Annotated in this window: 20 protein-coding genes; 13 read left to right on the top strand and 7 right to left on the bottom strand. The window is 64.3% G+C overall.

Annotated elements, in window-relative coordinates:
- The first annotated feature begins 21 nt into the window (after positions 1-21).
- Genes U5A58_RS39130 through U5A58_RS39120 form a run of 3 tightly spaced genes read left to right on the top strand, consistent with a single transcriptional unit; the run spans position 22 to position 1559 of the window.
- Positions 22-549, top strand: a complete 528-nt coding sequence (locus tag U5A58_RS39130) for a type II secretion system protein (protein WP_321917749.1) — start codon at positions 22-24, stop codon at positions 547-549.
- Positions 550-558: 9 nt separating this feature from the next.
- Complete coding sequence (locus U5A58_RS39125) at positions 559-948, top strand: type II secretion system protein (protein ID WP_321917716.1); 390 nt, start codon at positions 559-561, stop codon at positions 946-948.
- Positions 945-1559 carry a type II secretion system protein gene (locus U5A58_RS39120; protein WP_321965289.1) on the top strand — a complete coding sequence of 205 codons (615 nt, stop codon included), beginning with the start codon at positions 945-947 and terminating at the stop codon, positions 1557-1559. The genes U5A58_RS39125 and U5A58_RS39120 overlap by 4 nt, the downstream gene beginning before the upstream one ends.
- Before the next feature lie 46 nt (positions 1560-1605).
- On the opposite strand, the gene U5A58_RS39115 is transcribed toward U5A58_RS39120, so the two are convergent.
- Both U5A58_RS39115 and U5A58_RS39110 read right to left on the bottom strand, forming a co-directional pair.
- Positions 1606-2574 (bottom strand): response regulator transcription factor, encoded by a 969-nt coding sequence (locus U5A58_RS39115; RefSeq protein WP_321949611.1) that lies wholly within the window; start codon positions 2572-2574, stop codon positions 1606-1608.
- 10 nt (positions 2575-2584) lie between these two features.
- Entirely contained in the window at positions 2585-6007 is a 3423-nt protein-coding gene (locus U5A58_RS39110; protein ID WP_321965288.1) for an ATP-binding protein, read from the bottom strand.
- A 192-nt stretch (positions 6008-6199) separates the two neighbouring features.
- On the opposite strand from U5A58_RS39110, the gene urtA reads away from it, so the two are divergent.
- The 8 genes from urtA (at position 6200) to U5A58_RS39070 (ending at position 13891) form a co-directional block, all read left to right on the top strand.
- A complete protein-coding gene (urtA, locus tag U5A58_RS39105) occupies positions 6200-7474 on the top strand; it encodes an urea ABC transporter substrate-binding protein (RefSeq protein WP_321917720.1) in 1275 nt (424 codons plus the stop codon).
- Positions 7475-7530: 56 nt separating this feature from the next.
- Positions 7531-8448: an urea ABC transporter permease subunit UrtB gene (urtB, locus tag U5A58_RS39100; protein ID WP_321917722.1), complete on the top strand. Its 918-nt coding sequence runs from the start codon at positions 7531-7533 to the stop codon at positions 8446-8448.
- Between the two features lie 85 nt (positions 8449-8533).
- Positions 8534-9703, top strand: coding sequence for an urea ABC transporter permease subunit UrtC (gene urtC / locus U5A58_RS39095; protein WP_321965287.1), 1170 nt, complete (start codon positions 8534-8536; stop codon positions 9701-9703).
- Positions 9704-9706: 3 nt separating this feature from the next.
- A complete protein-coding gene (urtD, locus tag U5A58_RS39090) occupies positions 9707-10450 on the top strand; it encodes an urea ABC transporter ATP-binding protein UrtD (protein WP_321917725.1) in 744 nt (247 codons plus the stop codon).
- Between the two features lie 30 nt (positions 10451-10480).
- The gene (gene urtE, locus U5A58_RS39085; RefSeq protein ID WP_110386303.1) at positions 10481-11170 is read left to right on the top strand and encodes an urea ABC transporter ATP-binding subunit UrtE; all 690 of its coding nucleotides are present in this window, start codon (positions 10481-10483) and stop codon (positions 11168-11170) included.
- Positions 11171-11218: 48 nt separating this feature from the next.
- Complete coding sequence (gene fmdA / locus U5A58_RS39080; RefSeq protein WP_321965286.1) at positions 11219-12457, top strand: formamidase; 1239 nt, start codon at positions 11219-11221, stop codon at positions 12455-12457.
- Positions 12458-12490: 33 nt separating this feature from the next.
- The gene (locus tag U5A58_RS39075; RefSeq protein ID WP_321965285.1) at positions 12491-12826 is read left to right on the top strand and encodes a zinc ribbon domain-containing protein; all 336 of its coding nucleotides are present in this window, start codon (positions 12491-12493) and stop codon (positions 12824-12826) included.
- A 24-nt stretch (positions 12827-12850) separates the two neighbouring features.
- Entirely contained in the window at positions 12851-13891 is a 1041-nt protein-coding gene (locus U5A58_RS39070; protein WP_321965284.1) for an aliphatic amidase, read from the top strand.
- Here U5A58_RS39070 and U5A58_RS39065 read toward each other — a convergent pair.
- The 5 genes from U5A58_RS39065 to U5A58_RS39045 all read right to left on the bottom strand — a co-directional run bounded on the left by U5A58_RS39065 (position 13885) and on the right by U5A58_RS39045 (position 17613).
- Positions 13885-14604: an amino acid ABC transporter ATP-binding protein gene (locus U5A58_RS39065; RefSeq protein WP_321965283.1), complete on the bottom strand. Its 720-nt coding sequence runs from the start codon at positions 14602-14604 to the stop codon at positions 13885-13887. The two genes, U5A58_RS39070 and U5A58_RS39065, sit on opposite strands and share 7 nt — an antisense overlap.
- Positions 14591-15241, bottom strand: a complete 651-nt coding sequence (locus U5A58_RS39060; RefSeq protein WP_321940303.1) for an amino acid ABC transporter permease — start codon at positions 15239-15241, stop codon at positions 14591-14593. The genes U5A58_RS39065 and U5A58_RS39060 overlap by 14 nt, the downstream gene beginning before the upstream one ends.
- Positions 15238-15915 (bottom strand): amino acid ABC transporter permease, encoded by a 678-nt coding sequence (locus U5A58_RS39055; protein ID WP_321940304.1) that lies wholly within the window; start codon positions 15913-15915, stop codon positions 15238-15240. The genes U5A58_RS39060 and U5A58_RS39055 overlap by 4 nt, the downstream gene beginning before the upstream one ends.
- Before the next feature lie 61 nt (positions 15916-15976).
- Positions 15977-16783, bottom strand: coding sequence for a transporter substrate-binding domain-containing protein (locus U5A58_RS39050; RefSeq protein ID WP_321965282.1), 807 nt, complete (start codon positions 16781-16783; stop codon positions 15977-15979).
- A 248-nt stretch (positions 16784-17031) separates the two neighbouring features.
- Positions 17032-17613, bottom strand: a complete 582-nt coding sequence (locus tag U5A58_RS39045) for a hemerythrin domain-containing protein (protein ID WP_321965281.1) — start codon at positions 17611-17613, stop codon at positions 17032-17034.
- A gap of 286 nt (positions 17614-17899) precedes the next feature.
- Here U5A58_RS39045 and U5A58_RS39040 point away from each other — a divergent pair, with 286 nt between their 5' ends.
- Both U5A58_RS39040 and U5A58_RS39035 read left to right on the top strand, forming a co-directional pair.
- On the top strand, positions 17900-18508 hold the full coding sequence (locus U5A58_RS39040) for an NAD(P)H-dependent oxidoreductase (RefSeq protein ID WP_321965280.1): 609 nt from the start codon (positions 17900-17902) through the stop codon (positions 18506-18508).
- A gap of 91 nt (positions 18509-18599) precedes the next feature.
- Positions 18600-18825 (top strand): alcohol dehydrogenase catalytic domain-containing protein (locus U5A58_RS39035; RefSeq protein WP_321965279.1); only part of this gene is annotated, 226 nt, incomplete at its 3' end.

Below are 18825 nucleotides of genomic sequence, written 5' to 3'. Positions count from 1 at the left end.
GTGGCTACCGGAACGTGCGCGATGCGCTTGCGCGGCTCACGCCAGTTCGATCAGCGCGGATTCACGCTGATCGAACTGGTGATCACGCTCGCGCTCGTGGGCATTCTCGCGCTCGCGATCCTGCCGTTTTCGGAACTGATCGCACAGCGTCAGAAGGAGCAGCAACTGAGCGACGCGTTGCGCGAGATCCGTACCGCGCTCGACGCCTACAAGGAGGCAAGCGATACCGGCCTCATCGACAAGGATGCCGAAGCGTCCGGCTATCCGCCGACGCTGACCGTGCTCGTGACCGGCGTGAAGAACGCACGCGATCCGAAAGGCGGCCTGCTGATGTTCCTGCGTCACGTGCCGCGCGATCCCTTCTTTACCGGCGACCCGGACACGCTTGCCGAAGAAACGTGGAGGGTGCGCGCCTATGGAGAGCCGCCGGATCAGGCCGCGGGCGGCGACACCGGCACGATGAGCGAACAGGCCGGCAAGGATGTGTTCGACGTGTCGTCGAAATCCGATCGCGTCGGCATTAACGGCATTCCGTACAAACAATGGTGACGGCGCATCATGAAACCCGCTCGCAGGCACACGATCCGCGGCTTCACGCTGATCGAACTCGTTGTCGTGATGGCCATCATCGGCCTGCTGCTGACGATAGCGGTGCCGCGCTATATGCACAGCATCGAAGTCGGCAAGGAGCAGGTCCGGCGCCAGAACGTCGCGGTAATGCGCAATGCGATCGACCAGTACTACGGGGACAACGGCCAGTACCCGGAGACGCTCGACGAACTGGTGGCCAAGCATTACCTGCGCGCCGTCCCCGTCGATCCGGTCAATGGCGATGACAAATGGGCCGTGATCGCTTCGCCCGATGAAACCAAGCCAGGCGTCTACGACGTCGCGCCGGCCAGCAGTGCGCAGGGGACGCCGCCGCACGCGCAAGGGGACGCGAAATGAGCAGCGCGGGCCGCGGGCCGCGCGCCAGGCGGCGCTTGAAGGCGCGCACGGCGCGCGAGCGCGGGCTCGTGCTGCTGGCGCTTTTGATCGCGCTGATGCTGATGTCGATCGCATTGGCGGGCGCGCTCGACGTGTGGTCGCTGCAACGCCGCCGCGAGCAGGAAAAGCAACTGCTGTTCGCCGGCAACCAGTACCGGTTGGCGATTCTGCGGTACTACCGCGTGGGCCGGGCTTACCCCGCGACGGTCGATGATCTGCTCGACGACACGCGCTTTCCCAAGCCTTTTCATCATCTGCGTTTTGCCTATCCCGATCCGCTCACCGGCAAGAACGACTGGGTGCCGATGCTGCAGGGCGATCGCTTCTACGGTGTCTTCAGCCGATCGGCGGAAGCCACGCTCAAACGCACGGGGTTTCCCCGGCAATACGTGGATTTCGAGGGCGCGGAGACCTATGACGGCTGGAAGTTCCTTTTTCTTGCCCCAGGCTTGCGAACCACGCAAAGCAACCCCGGAGGCCTGACCGCGCCCGGGAAATCCACCAGTTTTCCTGCGCTGTCCGGCTTCGATGGCGGCTTCCTGCCGGGGCAGCGGATGCCCGGGTCGCGCTGACGCGTAACGGGCGGCAGATCGCGCGCTTGGGCTTGCCTGACGGCATTCAGGTCCGGTCCAGCGTTTTTATCGCCAGCGCGGCGGCGGCGGCGCGCGTTTCGACATGCAGCTTGCGGAACAGATGTTCGAGGTGCTTGTTGACCGTGCGGGGCGCCATACCGAGAATGTCGCCGATATCGCGATTGGTTTTGCCGCGCGACACCCAGAGCAGCACCTCGGCTTCGCGCGCCGTCAGGCCGAAGCGCGCACCGAGTGCATTGCGATGGACGGTATCGTCTATTTCCTTGAGGATAACGATCCATTCGCCCGGCTCGGGCGCGGGCGTCGCGCTCGCCGAGCGGCGAACGTGCCCCGCTGCGAACTCGTGAACGGCGTCGGGTGGGCATCCGCGCGCAAGCCACTCCTCGAACCAGGCGTGCAACTGCGGCGGCAAGCTGAGGCGCGCACTGGCTTGCGTTGCCTCATCCGCCTGGTCCGCGCCGGCGGCGGAGTAGGCCGCGATCTGGCGCGCGGCCTGCGGACTTTGCCAGCGGATCGCGCCATCGGCGCCCACGATCAAGGCCGCGCGCGTATCGAGCGACAGCGCGGCGTGCGCATAGAGTTGCGCGCGCGAGCGCCGCACGTGCGCGTCAATACGCGCGCTCACTTCCTCTGGCCGCACGGGTTTCGTCACATAGTCGATGCCGCCCACGCGAAAGCCGCGCACCACGTGCTCGCTTTCGGTCAACGCCGTCATGAAGATCACGGGAAGGTGCTCGTGGCGCACGTCCTGTTTCATGCGGCTGCAGGTCTCGAAGCCGTCCATGCCCGGCATCATCGCGTCGAGCAGCACGACGTCGGGTGTCACGCGCGCGAGGCACTTGAACGCGTCTTCGCCGGAGAGCGCGACCAGCACCGCGTAACCGTGCGCCTGGAGCGTGTCGGAAAGAAATGCGAGGTTGTCCGGCGTATCGTCGACGATCAATACGACAGGCCGGTCGTCAAGCCAGCCAGGCGCCGCGTTGGCGCCGCCCATGGCCTGCGCGTCACGCATCGGCGGAGCGAGGCAGTCGGTCGAGTTCATGCTCGAGTTCCCTTAGCTGAAAGCGTTCCGCCAATGCGCGCAGCACATCGATATGCTCTTGCAGCGCAGGCCACGTGGCGCGGGCCGTGTCGAGCTGCTCGATCACGCCTTGCACGTAGCCGACTTCGAGGTGCGCGCGCAGGCGTTCGAGCACCGCTGGCGGCCAGGCGGCGTTGAGCGAGGCCGCACCGGCCTGCGCGGGCGCGGGCAATGACGTATCGGATGCAATCCAGTCGAGCGCTAGCAGTTGCGCGAGTTTGTCGAGCAGCACGTTCACCTGCAGCGGCTTCACAAGATAGCCGGCGCAACCGGTCGCGCTCGCGCGTTCGCGGTCGTCGGCGAACGCGTTGGCCGAAAGCAGCACGACGGGCGCATTCGACAACTGGTTTTCGCGGATCAGGCGGCTGGTTTCGTAGCCGTCCATGAGCGGCATGGAAATGTCCATGATGATCGCGTCGGCGCTGTGCGTGGCGAGCCAGCGCAGCGCCTCGGGGCCGCTCGCCGCCTCGGCGACGTCGAAGCCAAGCGGCGTCAGCAGTTGCACGACAATGCCGCGCTGATCCGCGAAGTCGTCGACGACGAGAATCGCACGGCGCTCGCCCGTATAACCGCGTATCGCCGCGAGTTCGGTGCGCGCGTCGGCGGCGCTGTCGACGGCGGGCGCAAAGAGCCGCACCACGAAGCGCGTGCCGCGTCCCACCTCGCTGTCAACTTCGAGGCTGCCGCCGAGCGCCTGCGTGAGCAGCCGGCAGATCGTGAGGCCAAGGCCCGCGCCGTGGTCATGCGCGTGCGCGGCGTCGCCGCGCTCGAAGGGCAGGAACAGGCGCTCCATCTCGGCCGCCGGAATGCCGGGGCCGGTGTCGATCACTTCGAACTTGAGCGTGTCGAGCGCGTGACTCACGCGCAACGTCACGGTGCCGGCGGAGGTGAAGCGGATGGCGTTGCCGATCAGGTTAGTGAGGATCTGGCCCATGCACTTCTGGTCGGAGCGCACCGTGGCGGGCAGGCGGCCGACGGTCTGCACGTCGAAGGCCAGCGCCTTTTCGAGCGCCTGCGGGCGCAGCATCGACGTGACGTGCGCGACGAAATCGGCGAGCGGCACGCGCGCGATGTTCAGTTGCAGCTTGCCCGCTTCGATACGCGCGACGTCGAGCAGGCCGTCGACCAGCGCGAGCAGATGTTCGCCGCTGCGGTGGATCGTGCGCACCGCGTTATAACGGGTCGCCGAAAGCTCGTCTTTCGCCTGCAACAACAATTGCGCATAGCCGAGAATGCTATTGAGCGGCGTGCGCAACTCGTGGCTCAAGCCGGTAACGTAGCGGCTCTTGGCCTGATTCGCCGATTCGGCGGCGGCCGTTGCGCGTTTGAGCGCGGCGTCGGTCTTCTGGTGTGCGTCGATTTCGAGCATCAGCAATTCGTTTTGCCGCTGCGATTCTTCCTGCGTGACGCGCCGGCTTTCGCGCTCGAGCACGAACCACCATGCCGCGATGCAGCCCACCAGAGAGAGCGAGAAAAATATCTTCAGGAAGCTGCCCGCAATGGCGCCGTCGAACGACGCATCGTTGGCGGCAAGCGTCGTCACGCTCTGCGACCAGATCAGATACAGCACGCTCGCGAGCACCGCCAGCATCGCGACCACGAGGCTCGCGTAATGCGTGAGACGCAGCGCGGCGGGGCCGAGCCGAATGCGCGGAAACACGCGGTGCAGCGCGCGGTCGGCCTGCGCGGCGAAGCGCGCGTGCGGTTTGCAGCGGTCGTGGCAGCGCGAGTCGAGCGAGCAGCACAGCGAACAGATGGTGCCGCCGTAAGCGGGACAGTACGCGGTGTCGTCGGGTTCGAAGGCGTTCTCGCAAATCGCGCAGCGCAGCGAAACGGCGTCGCCCGTGGGCTGCGCGGCCCGCGCGATGTAGTAGCGCCCGCGCGTGGCGATCGCGATCGCCGGCGCACACACGAACGCCACGCCGAACGCGATGAACGATGACATCGCTTGCGCAAGCACGCCGAGCATGCCGCTTTGCGCGAGCATCGCGACCGCTGCCGCGATCAGCATGGCGCCCACGCCCACGGGATTCACGTCGTACAGATGCGCGCGCTTGAACTCGATATAACGCGGGCTATAGCCGAGCGGCTTGTTGATGACGAGATCGGCAAACAACGCGCCCACCCACGCAATCGCAATGTTCGCGTAGAGCGACAGCACCTTGCCGATGGCGTCGAATACGCCCATTTCCACGAGCAGCAAGGCAATCATCACGTTGAACACGAGCCAGACCACGCGGCCCGGGTGACTGTGCGTGAGCCGGGCGAAGAAGTTCGACCACGCGAGCGAGCCCGCATAGGCGTTCGTCACGTTGATCTTCAACTGCGAAACGATCACGAAGAGCGTCATCACGGGCAGTGCCCAGCTCGCGAGTCCGAGCGGATCGAGCAGCAGATGATAGGCGACGAGGTACATCTGCGTGGGCTGCGCGGCGTGCGAGGCATCGACCTCATGCTGGATCGCGACGAAGGCGAGAAACGCGCCGCCGAGCATCTTCAGCGCGCCGGGCACGATCCAGCCCGGGCCCGCCGAAAGGAGGGCCAGCCACCAGCGCGTGCGGTTGCGCGCCGTGAGCGGCGGTAAAAAACGCAAATAGTCCACCTGTTCGCCGACCTGCACGATCAGCGCGAACACCACGGTCGAGGCCTGACCGAACGCGATCAAGCTGAACGCGCGGCCTTGCGGCGCGAAGCCCGCGAACGTCGTCCATTCGCGCACGAGGCCCGGATGACGCCACAGCACCGCCGCATAGGGCAGCGCGAACAGCACGAGCCAGAGCGGCTGCGTCCAGCTTTGCAGGCGGTTGATCAGCGTGATGCCGAACATCACGATCGGGATCACGACGAGCGAACTCAGCACATACGCGATCCCGAGCGAGATGTGGAAATAGAGTTGCAGCGCGAGCGACATGATGGCCGCTTCGAGCGCGAAAAAAATAAACGTGAAGACGGCGTAGAGCAGCGAGGTGAGCGTCGAGCCGATATAGCCGAAGCCCGCGCCGCGCGTGAGCAGGTCCATGTCGACGCCATAGCGCGCCGCGTAATAGCTGATCGGCAGGCTCGTGAGCCAGATCAGCACCGAAACGGCGGCGATGGCCCAGATCGCGTTCGTAAAGCCGTAGTTGATGACGAGACTGCCCCCGATTGCCTCGAGCACGAGAAACGATACGGCGCCAATTGCCGTATTGGCCACGCGCAGTTCCGACCAGCGGCGAAACGAGCGCGGCGTGAAGCGCAGCGCGTAGTCTTCGAGCGTTTCGTCGCCGACCCAGGCGTTGTAGTCGCGTCGCACCTTGACGATGCGCTGCGTGCTGGGCGCGCCCACTGGCGGGGGACTTTGGGACATGAAGATGATCCGGATTGGTGCGAAAGCGGCGGGATCGCGGTGGGATCGAAGGTCAATGCAAATTACATTCCAGTGCGAAAGCGGGGAATACGTCAATCGACGTATTTCGATTGCCAATTTGGCTTTCTACATTGCGTCCAACCTCGACCCAGCCCTGACACGAAGCGCAGGGCGCCCGATAAGGAGAACGTGATGTCCGCAGACGATCGAATCGATGACGATGCCCGCATGCCGTCGCCGCTGCGCCGCAAACTGCTCGGCGGCCTCGCCGCCGCGCCGCTGATGGCGCTCGGCATGCCGCGCACCTCGTTTGCGCAAACGCCGCCCACAGCGAAGGTCAACACCACGGGCCTTGCCGTGACCGACACGACGGTGACGGTGGGCCAGCTGCATTCGGCTACAGGCACGATGGCGATCTCCGAGACCGGCTCGATTCAGGCCGAACGCCTCGCCATCGAGCAGATCAACGCCATGGGCGGCGTGCTTGGCCGCAAGATCCAGATCATTCAGGAAGACGGCGCGTCCGACTGGCCCACCTTCGCGGAGAAGTCGAAGAAGCTGCTCGAAAACGATCACGTCGCCGCCGTGTTCGGCTGCTGGACCTCGGCCTCGCGCAAGGCGGTGCTGCCGGTGTTCGAGAAGGACAACGGCCTGCTGTACTACCCGACCTTCTACGAAGGCCTCGAGCAGTCGAAGAACGTGTTCTACACGGGCCAGGAAGCCACCCAGCAGATTCTCTGGGCGCTCGACTGGGCGTCGAACACGAAGAAAGCCAAGACGTTCTTCCTGATCGGCTCGGACTATATCTGGCCGCGCACCTCGAACAAGATCGCGCGCCGCCATATCGAGCAGCATCTGCACGCGAAGGTCGTGGGCGAAGAGTATTACCCGCTCGGCACGACCGAATTCAATTCGCTGATGAACAAGATCAAGCTCGCGCGCCCCGACTGCATCTTCGCGACCGTGGTGGGCGGCTCGAACGTGGCGTTCTACAAGCAACTGAAAGCGGCCGGCATCACCCCGCAGAAGCAGTTCCTGCTCACGCTTTCAGTGACCGAAGACGAAGTGCTCGGCATCGGCGGCGACAACTTCGCGGGCTTCTACTCGTCGATGAAGTACTTCCAGTCGCTCGATAACGACAACAACAAGAAGTTCGTCGCGGCATTCAAGGCGCGCTACGGGCAGAAGGCCGTGATCGGCGACGTCACCCAGGCCGCGTATCTCGGCCCGTGGATCTGGAAGGCCGCGTGCGAGCGCGCGGGCAGCTTCGACGTGGACAAGGTCGTGGCGTCGTCGGCGGGCATCGAGGTCGGCAACGCGCCGCAGGGCTACGCGAAGGTCGATGCGAACCATCACCTGTGGAGCCGCTCGCTGATCGGCGAGGGCCAGGCGGACGGCCAGTTCAAGGTCGTCGCGCAGTCGGCGCAACCGATCCAGCCGAATCCGTTCCCGAAGGGCTACATGTAATCCGTCAACCGAAGCTGCGCGGCGCGCATCAAGCGCCGCCGCGCGAGGAGCGCTCGATGTCCGCTACCGACATTTTCAACATCACGCTGATGCAGGGCTTCGCCGGTTTGAGCCTGTTCAGCGTCCTGCTTCTGATGGGGCTCGGGCTGGCTGTGATCTTCGGCCAGATGGGCGTGATCAACATGGCGCACGGCGAATTCATGACGATCGGCGCCTACACCGTGTACATGTTTTCGTGGTTCGCGCAGAACGTCTGGCACGCGTTCACGCCGGTGTACTTCTTCTTCGCGATCTTCGCGGCGTTCGGCCTGGCGTTTGCGGCGGGCTGGCTTGCCGAATGGGCGCTCATCCGGCATCTCTACCGGCGCCCGCTCGACACGCTGCTCGCCACCTGGGGCCTGAGCCTCGGCATGCAGCAGGTGTTTCGCTCGACCTTCGGGCCGAAGGAAGTGAGCCCCGCGCTGCCCGACTGGCTGATGGGTTCGTGGGAGCCGGCGCCGGGGCTCGACATTCCCGTGAGCGGCATGTTCGTCATGGGGCTCGCGCTGCTCATGACGGGCGGCTTGCTGCTCGCGCTCTATCGCTCGCGCTGGGGGCTGCGGGTGCGCGCCACGGTCGCCAACCGGCCGATGGCGAACGCGGCGGGCATCAACACGCGCCGCACCGACCGTATGACCTTCGCCATCGGCTGCGGCATCGCGGGCGTGGCGGGCGCGGCGTTCACGGCGATCGGCTCGACCGGGCCGACGAGCGGCTCGCTCTACATCGTCGATTCGTTTCTCGTCGTGACGTTCGGCGGCGCGGCGAGCCTGCTCGGTACGGTGGCCTCGGCGTTCGGCATCGCGCAGATGCAGTCGATCAGCGAGTTCTTCCTCTCGGGCTCGATCGCACGCGTGCTCACGCTGCTCACGGTTGTCGTGATCCTGATGCTGCGTCCGCAGGGCTTGTTCGCCTCGAAGGTGCGGCGCGTGTAAGGAGATTAAGGGCGTTAAGGGCGTTGCCGGGTGCGCGCTCGCGCGCGCGGTTCATTCACTGTTTCACTTGTATGGAGAGATGGACATGGAACCCATCCAACCCGTGGCGGGCGGCGTCTCCCCGCGATCCGGCTCCGGCGCGGCGCCGGGCGGCTGGCGCGCGGTCGCGGCGCGGCTCGACGCGTCGGGCTACGCAGGCATCGCGATTCTCGCGGTGCTGATCGTGATTGTGTTTCCGCTCGCGCTCGACACATTCCGGCTGAACCTCATGGGCAAGTACCTGACCTATGCGTTCGTGGCCATGGGCCTCGTGATCGCGTGGGGCTACGGCGGCGTGCTGAGCCTCGGGCAGGGCGTGTTCTTCGGCCTCGGCGGCTATGCGATGGCGATGTTCCTCAAGCTCGAAGCGTCCGACCCGGCCGCGACGCGCACGCAGACCACGCCCGGCATTCCCGACTTCATGGACTGGAACCAGCTCACGGCGCTGCCCACGTGGTGGAAACCGTTTCACTCGCTGCCGTTCTCGATTCTCGCGGTGCTCGTCGTGCCGACGGCGCTTGCGTTCGTGATCGGCTACGCCATGTTCAAGCGGCGCGTGGGCGGCGTGTACTTCGCGATCATCACCCAAGCCGTCGCGCTGATTCTCTCGGTGTTGATCATCGGCCAGCAGGGCTATACGGGCGGCGTGAACGGCATCACCGACCTGCGCACGCTGCTCGGCTGGGACATTCGCACCGACCACGCGAAGCTCGTGCTCTATTTCGTCAACGCGGTGCTGCTGATCGGCGCGTTGCTCGCTTGCCGCTGGGTCCAGCGCAGCAAGGCAGGCACGCTGCTGCTCGCCATGCGCGACAAGGAAGACCGCGTGCGCTTTTCCGGCTACGACGTGGCCATGTTCAAGGTGTTCGCGTTCTGTCTCGCGGCGCTGCTCTCGGCCATTGGCGGTGCGATGTTCACATTGCAGGTGGGCTTCATGTCGCCGTCGTTCGTCGGCATCGTGCCGTCCATCGAGATGGTGATCTACGCGGCAATCGGCGGACGCATGTCGCTCGTGGGCGCGGTGTACGGTGCGATTCTCGTCAATCTTGGCAAGAGCTGGTTCTCGGAGAGCTTTCCGAATCTCTGGCTCTATCTAATGGCGGCGATGTTCATCGGCGTGGTGATGGCGTTTCCGAACGGGCTCGCAGGGCTCTACGAAGAGCATGTGCGCCCGCGCGTGCGGCGCTGGCTCGGCGAGGCGAACAAGGAGGCATGAAGCATGAGCAACACTGACTTTCTGCTCGCGATCGAAGACTTGACCGTGTCGTTCGACGGCTTCAAGGCGATCGATTCGCTGAATCTCTATCTCGAGCGCGGCGAACTGCGCGTCGTGATCGGACCGAACGGCGCGGGCAAGACCACGCTGCTCGACCTCATTTGCGGCAAGACGAAGGAAACGGCGGGCAGCATCAAGTTCCGCAACGAGGAAATCACGAAGCTCGCGGAATTCCGGCGTGTGCGCAAGGGCATTGGCCGCAAGTTCCAGACGCCGTCGATCTACGAAAACCTGAGCGTCGCGCAAAACCTGGAGGTGTCGTTTCCGCGCGGGCGCAGTGTGTTCGGCGCACTCGCGTATCGCGAGGACGACGAAGTGGCCGACCGCGTGCGCGCCGTCGCCGACGAGATCGGTCTTGCCGCGTTGCTCGATCTGGAGGCCGGGTTGCTTTCGCACGGCCAGAAGCAATGGCTCGAAATCGGCATGCTGCTCATGCAGGATCCCGAACTATTGATGCTCGACGAACCGATTGCGGGCATGAGCGTGCGCGAGCGCGAATTGACTGCCGAGCTGCTCGACCGCATCTGCCGCAACCGCTCGATGATCGTGATCGAGCACGACATGGCGTTCGTCGAGCGCATTGCGCACAAGGTCACGGTAATGCATCAAGGCAAGATTCTCGCGGAAGGGCCGATGGCGCAGGTGCAGGCCGATCCGCGCGTGATCGACGTCTATCTTGGCCATTGAACGACAGAACGACTGAACGGAGGACACATCATGCTGGAAGTCGACGATCTCGTCGTGAGCTACGGCCAGAGCGAAGTACTGCACGGCATCGGCTTTTCGGTGGCCAATGGCGAAAGCGTTGCGGTGATGGGCCGCAACGGCATGGGCAAGACCACGCTTTTCAAGGCGCTCATCGGCATGCTGCCCGCCAATCGCGGCACGGTGCGCGTGGGCGGCGCCGACGTTTCGAAGGACGAGAGTTACCGGCGCGTTGCGAAGGGTATCGGCTACGTGCCGCAAGGGAGGCAGATTTTCGCTTCGCTGAGCGTCGAGGAAAACATTCAGACGGGACTCGAAAACGCGCAGAGCCAGCGCATACCCGACGACATTTACGCGCTCTTTCCCGTGCTATTCGACATGCGGCGCCGCAAGGGCGGCAATCTCTCGGGCGGCCAGCAGCAGCAACTCGCCATCGCGCGCGCGCTCGCGACCGACCCGAAAGTGCTGCTGCTCGACGAGCCGACCGAGGGCATTCAGCCGTCCGTCATCAAAGACATCGCGAAGGCGCTGAATCAGATTCGCCAGACACGCAACATCGCCATCGTCGTGTCGGAGCAGGTGCTGAGTTTCGCGCTCGACGTCGCGGACCGGCTCTTCGTGATCGAAGGCGGGCGCTTCGTGCATCAAAGCACGCGCGACGCCGGTGACACCGATCGCATACGCGAATACCTCTCCGTGTGAACGCCGAGCTTCACAACCTGACCACCTTCGAACCAAGGAGCGAACGCAATGCCTGAAACTCTCATCAAGGTCGACCTGAACCAGTCCGCCTACGAAAACGAACAGGTCCACAATCGCTGGCATCCGGATATCCCCATGGCCTGCTGGGTCAATCCCGGCGACGACTTCGTGCTCGAAACGTACGACTGGACCGGCGGCTTCATCAAGAACGACGACAGCGCCGACGACGTGCGCGACATCGACCTTTCGATCGTGCATTTTCTCTCGGGCCCGGTGGGCGTGCGCGGCGCGGAGCCGGGCGACCTGCTCGTGGTCGATCTGCTCGACATCGGCGCGAAATCGGACAGCCAGTGGGGCTTCAACGGCTTCTTCTCGAAGTCGAACGGCGGCGGTTTTCTCACCGATCATTTCCCCGACGCGCAAAAGTCGATCTGGGATTTCCATGGTGTGTATACGAGTTCGCGCCATATTCCGGGCGTGAATTTCGCGGGCCTGATTCATCCGGGGCTCATCGGCTGCCTGCCCGACCCGAAGCTGCTCGAAACGTGGAACGCGCGCGAAACCGGTTTGATCGCGACCGCGCCCGAGCGCGTGCCGCCGCTGGCGAATCCGCCGTTCGCGGCCACGGCGCACATGGGCAAGCTGGCAGGCGAGGCGCGCGACAAAGCCGCCGCCGAAGGCGCGCGCACCGTGCCGCCGCGCGAGCATGGCGGCAATTGCGACATCAAGGACCTGTCGCGCGGCTCGAAGGTGTTTTTCCCGGTTTACGTGGATGGCGCGGGCCTCTCTGTCGGCGACCTGCACTTTAGCCAGGGCGACGGCGAGATCACGTTCTGCGGCGCGATCGAAATGGCTGGCTGGGTGCACATGCGCGTGAATGTCATCAAGGGCGGCATGGCGAAATACGGCATTCGCAATCCTGTGTTCCAGCCGAGTCCGATCACGCCGACGTACAACGATTATCTGATCTTCGAAGGCATTTCCGTCGACGAGCAGGGCAGCCAGCACTATCTCGATGTGACCGTTGCGTACCGCCAGGCGTGCCTGAACGCCATCGAGTATTTGAAGAAGTTCGGCTACTCGGGCGCGCAGGCGTATTCACTGCTTGGTTGCGCGCCGGTGCAAGGGCATATCAGCGGTGTCGTCGATATTCCGAACGCGTGCGCGACGTTGTGGCTGCCCACGCAGATCTTCGACTTCGACATTCGACCGAATGCCGATGGCCCGATCCAGCACATCAAGGGCGGCGTCGATCTGCCGTGCTCGCCCGATCTCGCGAAAGCGTAATCGATCGTCACATCGTCACACGAGGAACCCGTCATGCCGATCTACGACTTCGAATGCGCGAGCTGCGGTCCGTTTGCCGTCATGCGCCGCATTGCCGATCGCGAAAAGCCGTGCCGTTGTCCTGATTGCGGCGGCGAAGGATCGCGCGTGATCAGCGCGCCTGCGCTCGCGTTGATGGCAGGCACGCGCCGCCATGCGCACGCGACGAACGATCGCGCGGCGCATGCGCCGCGTCAGTCCGGCGACGGGCCGCCGCTGCGCCATCGCCCCGGTTGCAGTTGCTGTTCGGGCGGCGGCGCGAAGCTCGCGGGCGCGCCGTCCGGCGGCCTCAAGCGCCCGGCGGGGCGGCCGTGGATGATCAGCCATTGAACCGACTTATCAGGAGAGCAAACTATGCGACATGGTGATATTTCGAGCAGCCGCGACTGCGTGGGCGTCGCGGTCGTCAACTACAAGATGCCGCGACTGCACACGAAGGCCGAGGTGCTCGCAAACGCGCGGAACATTGCCGAGATGGTGGTCGGCATGAAGCAGGGCTTGCCGGGCATGGACCTCGTGGTCTTCCCCGAGTATTCGACGCACGGAATCATGTACGACCGGCAGGAGATGTTCGATACGGCGTCCACGGTGCCCGGCGAGGAAACCGACATCTTTGCCGCCGCGTGCCGCAAAGCCAACGTGTGGGGCGTGTTTTCGCTGACCGGCGAGCGCCACGAGGAACATCCGCACAAGGTGCCGTACAACACGCTCGTGCTGATCGACAATCGCGGCGAGATCGTGCAGAAGTATCGCAAGATCATGCCGTGGACGCCGATCGAAGGCTGGTATCCCGGCGATCGCACCTACGTGACGGAAGGGCCGAAGGGCCTCAAGATCAGCCTCATTATCTGCGACGACGGCAACTATCCGGAGATCTGGCGCGACTGCGCCATGGGCGGCGCGGAGCTGATCGTGCGCTGCCAGGGCTACATGTACCCGGCCAAGGAGCAGCAGGTCATGGTCGCGAAAGCCATGGCGTGGATGAACAACACGTATGTGGCCGTGGCGAATGCCACGGGCTGGGACGGCGTGTATTCGTACTTCGGCCATTCGGCGATTGTCGGCTTCGACGGGCGCACGCTCGGCGAATGCGGTGAGGAAGAGATGGGCGTGCAGTATGCCGAGCTTTCGCTAAGCATGATTCGCGACGCGCGACGCAACATGCAGTCGCAGAATCATCTGTACAAGCTGCTGCATCGCGGCTACACGGGCACGATCAATTCGGGCGACGGCGCCAACGGGGTTGCCGCGTGTCCGTTCGGCTTCTACCGGAACTGGGTAACGGACCCCGAAGGCACGCGGCGCACGGTGGAAGCGCTCACGCGTACGACGCCGGGCACCCCCGAGTGTCCGATGGAAGGCATCCCTAACGGCGAGGAGGATAACCGTCACTGAATGAAGCGGCGTAGCTCCACCGTTGACGGACTGCCGAAAATTTGCTCGGGCGGTCCGCTTTCCCATACGCGGCCTTCGTGCATGAACACCACGGTGTCGCTCACGGCGCGCGCGAAGCGCATTTCGTGCGTGACCATGATGAGCGTCATGTCCTCGCGCGCGAGGCTTTCCACCACGCCCAACACCTCGCCCACAAGTTCGGGGTCGAGCGCAGATGTGATTTCGTCGCAGAGCAGCACGCTCGGCTTCATGGCGAGCGCGCGCGCAATGGCGACGCGCTGTTGCTGTCCGCCCGAGAGTTGATCGGGATACGCGTCGAATTTGCCGCCCAGGCCCACGCGCTCGAGCATCTCCTGTGCGATGGCCCGGGCCTCCTTGCGTGGCGTTTTCTTGACGACCGTTTGCGCAAGCATCACGTTTTCGCAAGCGGTGAGATGCGGAAACAGGTTGTATTGCTGAAAGACCATGCCAACTTTCAGCCGCAGCGCGCGCAGGTCCGCGTGGCGTGCATCGACGTGTTCGCCGTCGATCTCGATCGAGCCCGCGTCGATGCTTTCGAGTCCGTTCAGCGCCCGCAGCAAGGTGCTCTTGCCGGAGCCGCTGCGCCCGATGATGCTGACCACCTGGCCGCGTTCGACAGTCAGGTCGATTCCCTTCAGTACAGGGTGGGCGCCGAACTGCTTTTCGACGCCTTCGGTCTTAACGAGCGGCATGCCATTTCCTTTGCAGCACCCGCGCATACCGCGTAAGCGGATAGCACAGGGCGAAATAGATCAGCGCGACGAGTCCGTAGACCAGAAACGGCCGAAACGTCGCGTTCGAAATTTGTGTGCCGGCCTTCGTGAGTTCGGCAAAGCCGATGATCGAGACTAGCGCCGTGTCCTTGATGGCCTGCACGCCAAAACCCACGGTCGGGCCGATGGCGATGCGCGCGGCTTGCGGCAGGATCACATGGCGCAATTGCTCGAAATAGTTCATGGCCAGACTGGCCGACGCCTCCCACTGGCCCTTCGGCACCGCCTCCACGCAGCCGCGCCAGATTTCGGCGAGATACGCGCTCGTGAAGAACGTGAGGCCGAGCGTGGCCGCCATCCACGCCGAGACGTCGATGCCGAGCAGCGGCAACCCGAAGTAGACGATAAAGAGCTGCAGCAGCAACGGCGTGCCCTGGAACACCTCGATGTAAATGCGCACGAGCGAGCGCAGCACGCGTGAGTTCGACACGCGCATGACGAGCAGCAGCAAGCCCACCACGCCGCCGGTCACGAATGAAACCAGCGAGAGCAGAACGGTCCAGCGCGCGGCCAGCAGCAAACCTTCGACGATCTGCGCGAATGTGAATTCGATCATCGCGCGCCTCGCAGGTTGCGCGTGAACAGTCGCCGGCCGGCGGCGGTGAGGGCGGCGCGCAAGAGGAGCGCCATCACGAGATAGATCCCGGCGATGAGGAAATACGTTTCGAACGCGCGGAAATTGCGCGACTGCACGTAACCCGCCGCATACGTGAGATCCGCGACCGAGATCTGCGAGACGACGGCCGAGCCGAGCATCGTGATGACGATCTGGCTCGCCAGCGCGGGAAACACCTTCGCGAACGCTTGCGGAAGCAGCACGTGCACGAAGGTTTCGCGGCTCGACATCGCGAGCGCCGCGGCGGCCTCGCGATGTCCGCGCGGCACCGCGTCAATGCCGGCACGCAGGATCTCGACGGAATATGCACCGAGGTTCAGCGTCATCGCGAGCACGGCTGCCGTGTATTCCCCGATGTGCACGCCGAGCGCGGGCAGCCCGAAGAACACGAAGAAAAGCTGCACGAGAAACGGCGTGTTGCGAATGGCCTCCACATAGGCGTGCACGACCGTGCGCGGCGCCGTGCGGCGGCTCTGGTAGACGGCCGCGCCCGCGACGCCGAGGCTGATGCCGAGCAGCGTCGAGGCCGCCGTGAGCGCGAGCGTGACGGACGCACCGCTCGCGAACATGCCGGCGTAGCCCGCGAGGTCGCCGAACTGAAGCTGATAGCTCATGAAAATATGACGGGTGTGCAGAGGTGAAAGCGCCCGCCGCGCATGGCGGCGGCGCAAGGCGTCAAAGATTGGCGGGCAAGGGCTGGCCAAACCACTTCTTCGACATCGCCTGGAGCGAGCCGTCCTTCTTCGCCTCCTCGATCGCCGCGTTGACCTTGGTGAGCAGTTGCGGCTCGTTCTTGTTGAGGCCCACGAAGCAAGGCGAGTCCTTGATGACGAACTTCATCTGCGGTTCGCGCGGCGGGTGTTTTGCGAGGATCGTCGCGGCGACGATATTGCCCGCCGCGATCAGCTGCACCTGGCCGGAGAGAAACGCCTGAATGGTCGCGTTGTTGTCGTCGAAGCGGCGGATGGTGGCGTTGGGCGCCATGTTGGTGAGCGCGACTTCTTCGAGTGCGCCGCGCGTCGCGCCGACGGTCTTGCCGGTGAGGTCCGCAGGTCCCGCCACCTTGATATCGGCCGGCCCGAACACGCCCTGGAAGTAGGGGGCATAGGGCTGCGAAAAATCGATGACCTTTTCGCGGTCCGGCGTTTTGCCGAGCGAGGAGATCACGAGGTCGACCTTGTCGGTCTGCAGGTAGGGAATCCGGTTTGCGCTATTGACTGGCACGAGCTGCAACTTGACCTTCATCGACTTCGCGAGCAGTGCAGCCATGTCGATGTCGTAGCCTTGCGGCTGCATGTCCGGGCCGACCGCGCCAAACGGCGGATAGTCCTCGGGAACAGCCACGCGCAGCACACCGCGCTTGGCGATGGCGTCGAGTGCGTCGGCGTTGGCGGTCTGAGCTGTGAAGAAGGTCAGTGCGGGCACGGCCAGCAGCGCGGCGAGCCAGCGGCGGCGTTGGAGCGATTTGGGCTTGTGTTGCATCCTGGGATTTCCGAAGAGATTTGTCACCCGCATTCTCAAGAGCGAGCGTGCCGTGGCTAAAGCAAGGAGCGCGCCAATGCCGGCGCGCTCAGCCTGTGAAGCCGTAGCACATGAAAAGACCGGGCGATTTGTCGTGGGATGCCGGGTGAAATTCACCAGATCGGTGCACCGGCAAGGGTCGGCAAGCGCGGGGGATCTCGCTGAAGTTCCACCTCGCCGCGCTAACCGGCAGGTCCGCGCTCCGGCGTTCAGGTTTGCCTGTCCGGCATGGTCTGGACGATCAGCGCATAGAGATCGTCGAGATTGTCTTCAATCTCGAGACTTTCGAAGGGATCGCGATTCGCGCCGAATGCCTCGTCGATCTCCACCCAGTCGGCCACGGTCAGATAGCGCTGCGCGCCAGGCAGAATCAGGGTCTCTTCAAGGTGCCGGTGTTGGGCATAGAAGTCGGCATAGGCGCTCACTTCGCTGCGCAGCACAGGCAACGCGCCCGCACCCTCCAGTTCGTACCGTGTAAGTGAGCGCTCGATGGCGTGGATGTACTGCTCGCCTTCCTCGTGCTGACGCCCGAGTTCGTCGATTGCGGCATCCAGTTCGTCGGTGCGCCCGCGTAGCCGTGCGAACAGATATCGCTCCTCCTTCGGGTGATGAATCTGCTCGGGAAATTCGCGTATGTAATAGAGCATTGCGCGCATGAGCATGGCGCCCGATGAACTGGCATCGGACGCCATGCGCTCGGTCACGCGCAGCATGCCGTTGACGACGCTCGTCAGGCGTCGGTGTTCGCTCAGGATCACCTGTATCGCGCTGCGTCGGGTGGCAGATTCCATGTCGGGTCTCCGTGACGGGCTCGGCCAACCGGGTCGGAATACGCACTCGAGCGCGCGCCAGGTCGGCGCCGCGTGGTCGGCCGCAACGCATTCACTATGGAACTGGCGGCGCGGGAAGCATTGATCCTGGTCAATCTGTGCGGATCGTCCGCGCGATGCCGCAGATCGAAGGAGACTGGCGGCTCACGCAAGCAGGGCAATCCGCATATCTTTGATGTGTGTCAATCAGACGATCGCGGGCGCGCGCACGATCTCTGCGTAGCGGTTTTTGAGAGGAGCCACCGCCATGCAGAAACACCTGATCGTGGTCGCGCATCCGGTGGAAGACAGCTTCACCATGAGCGTGACGCGCGCCTACCTTGGAGAGCTGGTCCGCATGGGCCATGACGTGCGCGTGCATGACCTGTATCGCATGGGGTTCGATCCCGTGCTGTCCGCGCAGGAATTAACCGAGCAAAGCGACGCGCACATTCGGATGGCCGACGTCGTGATCGCGCAGAAAGACGTGCTCGCGGCGGATGTCGTGACCGTCATCTATCCGCTCTGGTGGATGGCGATGCCCGCCATGATGAAAGGCTATGTCGACCGGGTATTCAGCCGCGGCTTCGCGTACGAGACGCAGCCGGACGGCGTGCACGGCTTGCTGGCGGGTCGCCGCGCCGTCGTGGTGACCGTTTCGGCGGCGCCGCTGGCCTCGTTCGTGGAGGACGGCCGGTGGCAGGCGATGCAGCTGCTGCAGGACACGCACGTTTTCCGCGCATCCGGTTTCAATCTGATCGGGCACCTGCATTTCGACGAGATCGGCCCGGCGATGGCTGCCGACATGGCCTCAGCCAACCTCGCGCGAGTGCGTGAATTTGTGCGTGGGCACTTCGCATCGGTGCCCGCGACGTGAACCCTGGGCGCAACAGATTCGCGGCGGGTCGATCAGGCCATCCTGCGAGCTACGCGGCCAGGGCGTGGTTCCAAACATCCTCGGAGGGAACATGAAAGCACTGGTCTACAACGGGCCGGGCAAGTTCGCGCTCGAAACGCGGCCGATGCCTGCCTTGCAGGGCCCCGGCGATGCAATCGTCAAGCTGTCGAAAACGACGATCTGCGGCACCGATCTCCACATTCTCAAGGGCGACGTGCCGAGCTGCGAGCCGGGCCGCATTCTCGGCCACGAGGGCGTGGGCGTCGTGCACGAAGTCGGCGAGGGCGTGTCGACGC

The sequence above is a fragment of the Paraburkholderia sp. J7 genome (assembly GCF_905220155.1).
Lineage (GTDB): Bacteria > Pseudomonadota > Gammaproteobacteria > Burkholderiales > Burkholderiaceae > Paraburkholderia.
The sequence above is the reverse complement of the archived record's forward strand: the minus strand, read 5'-3'. Positions and strand labels throughout refer to the sequence as shown.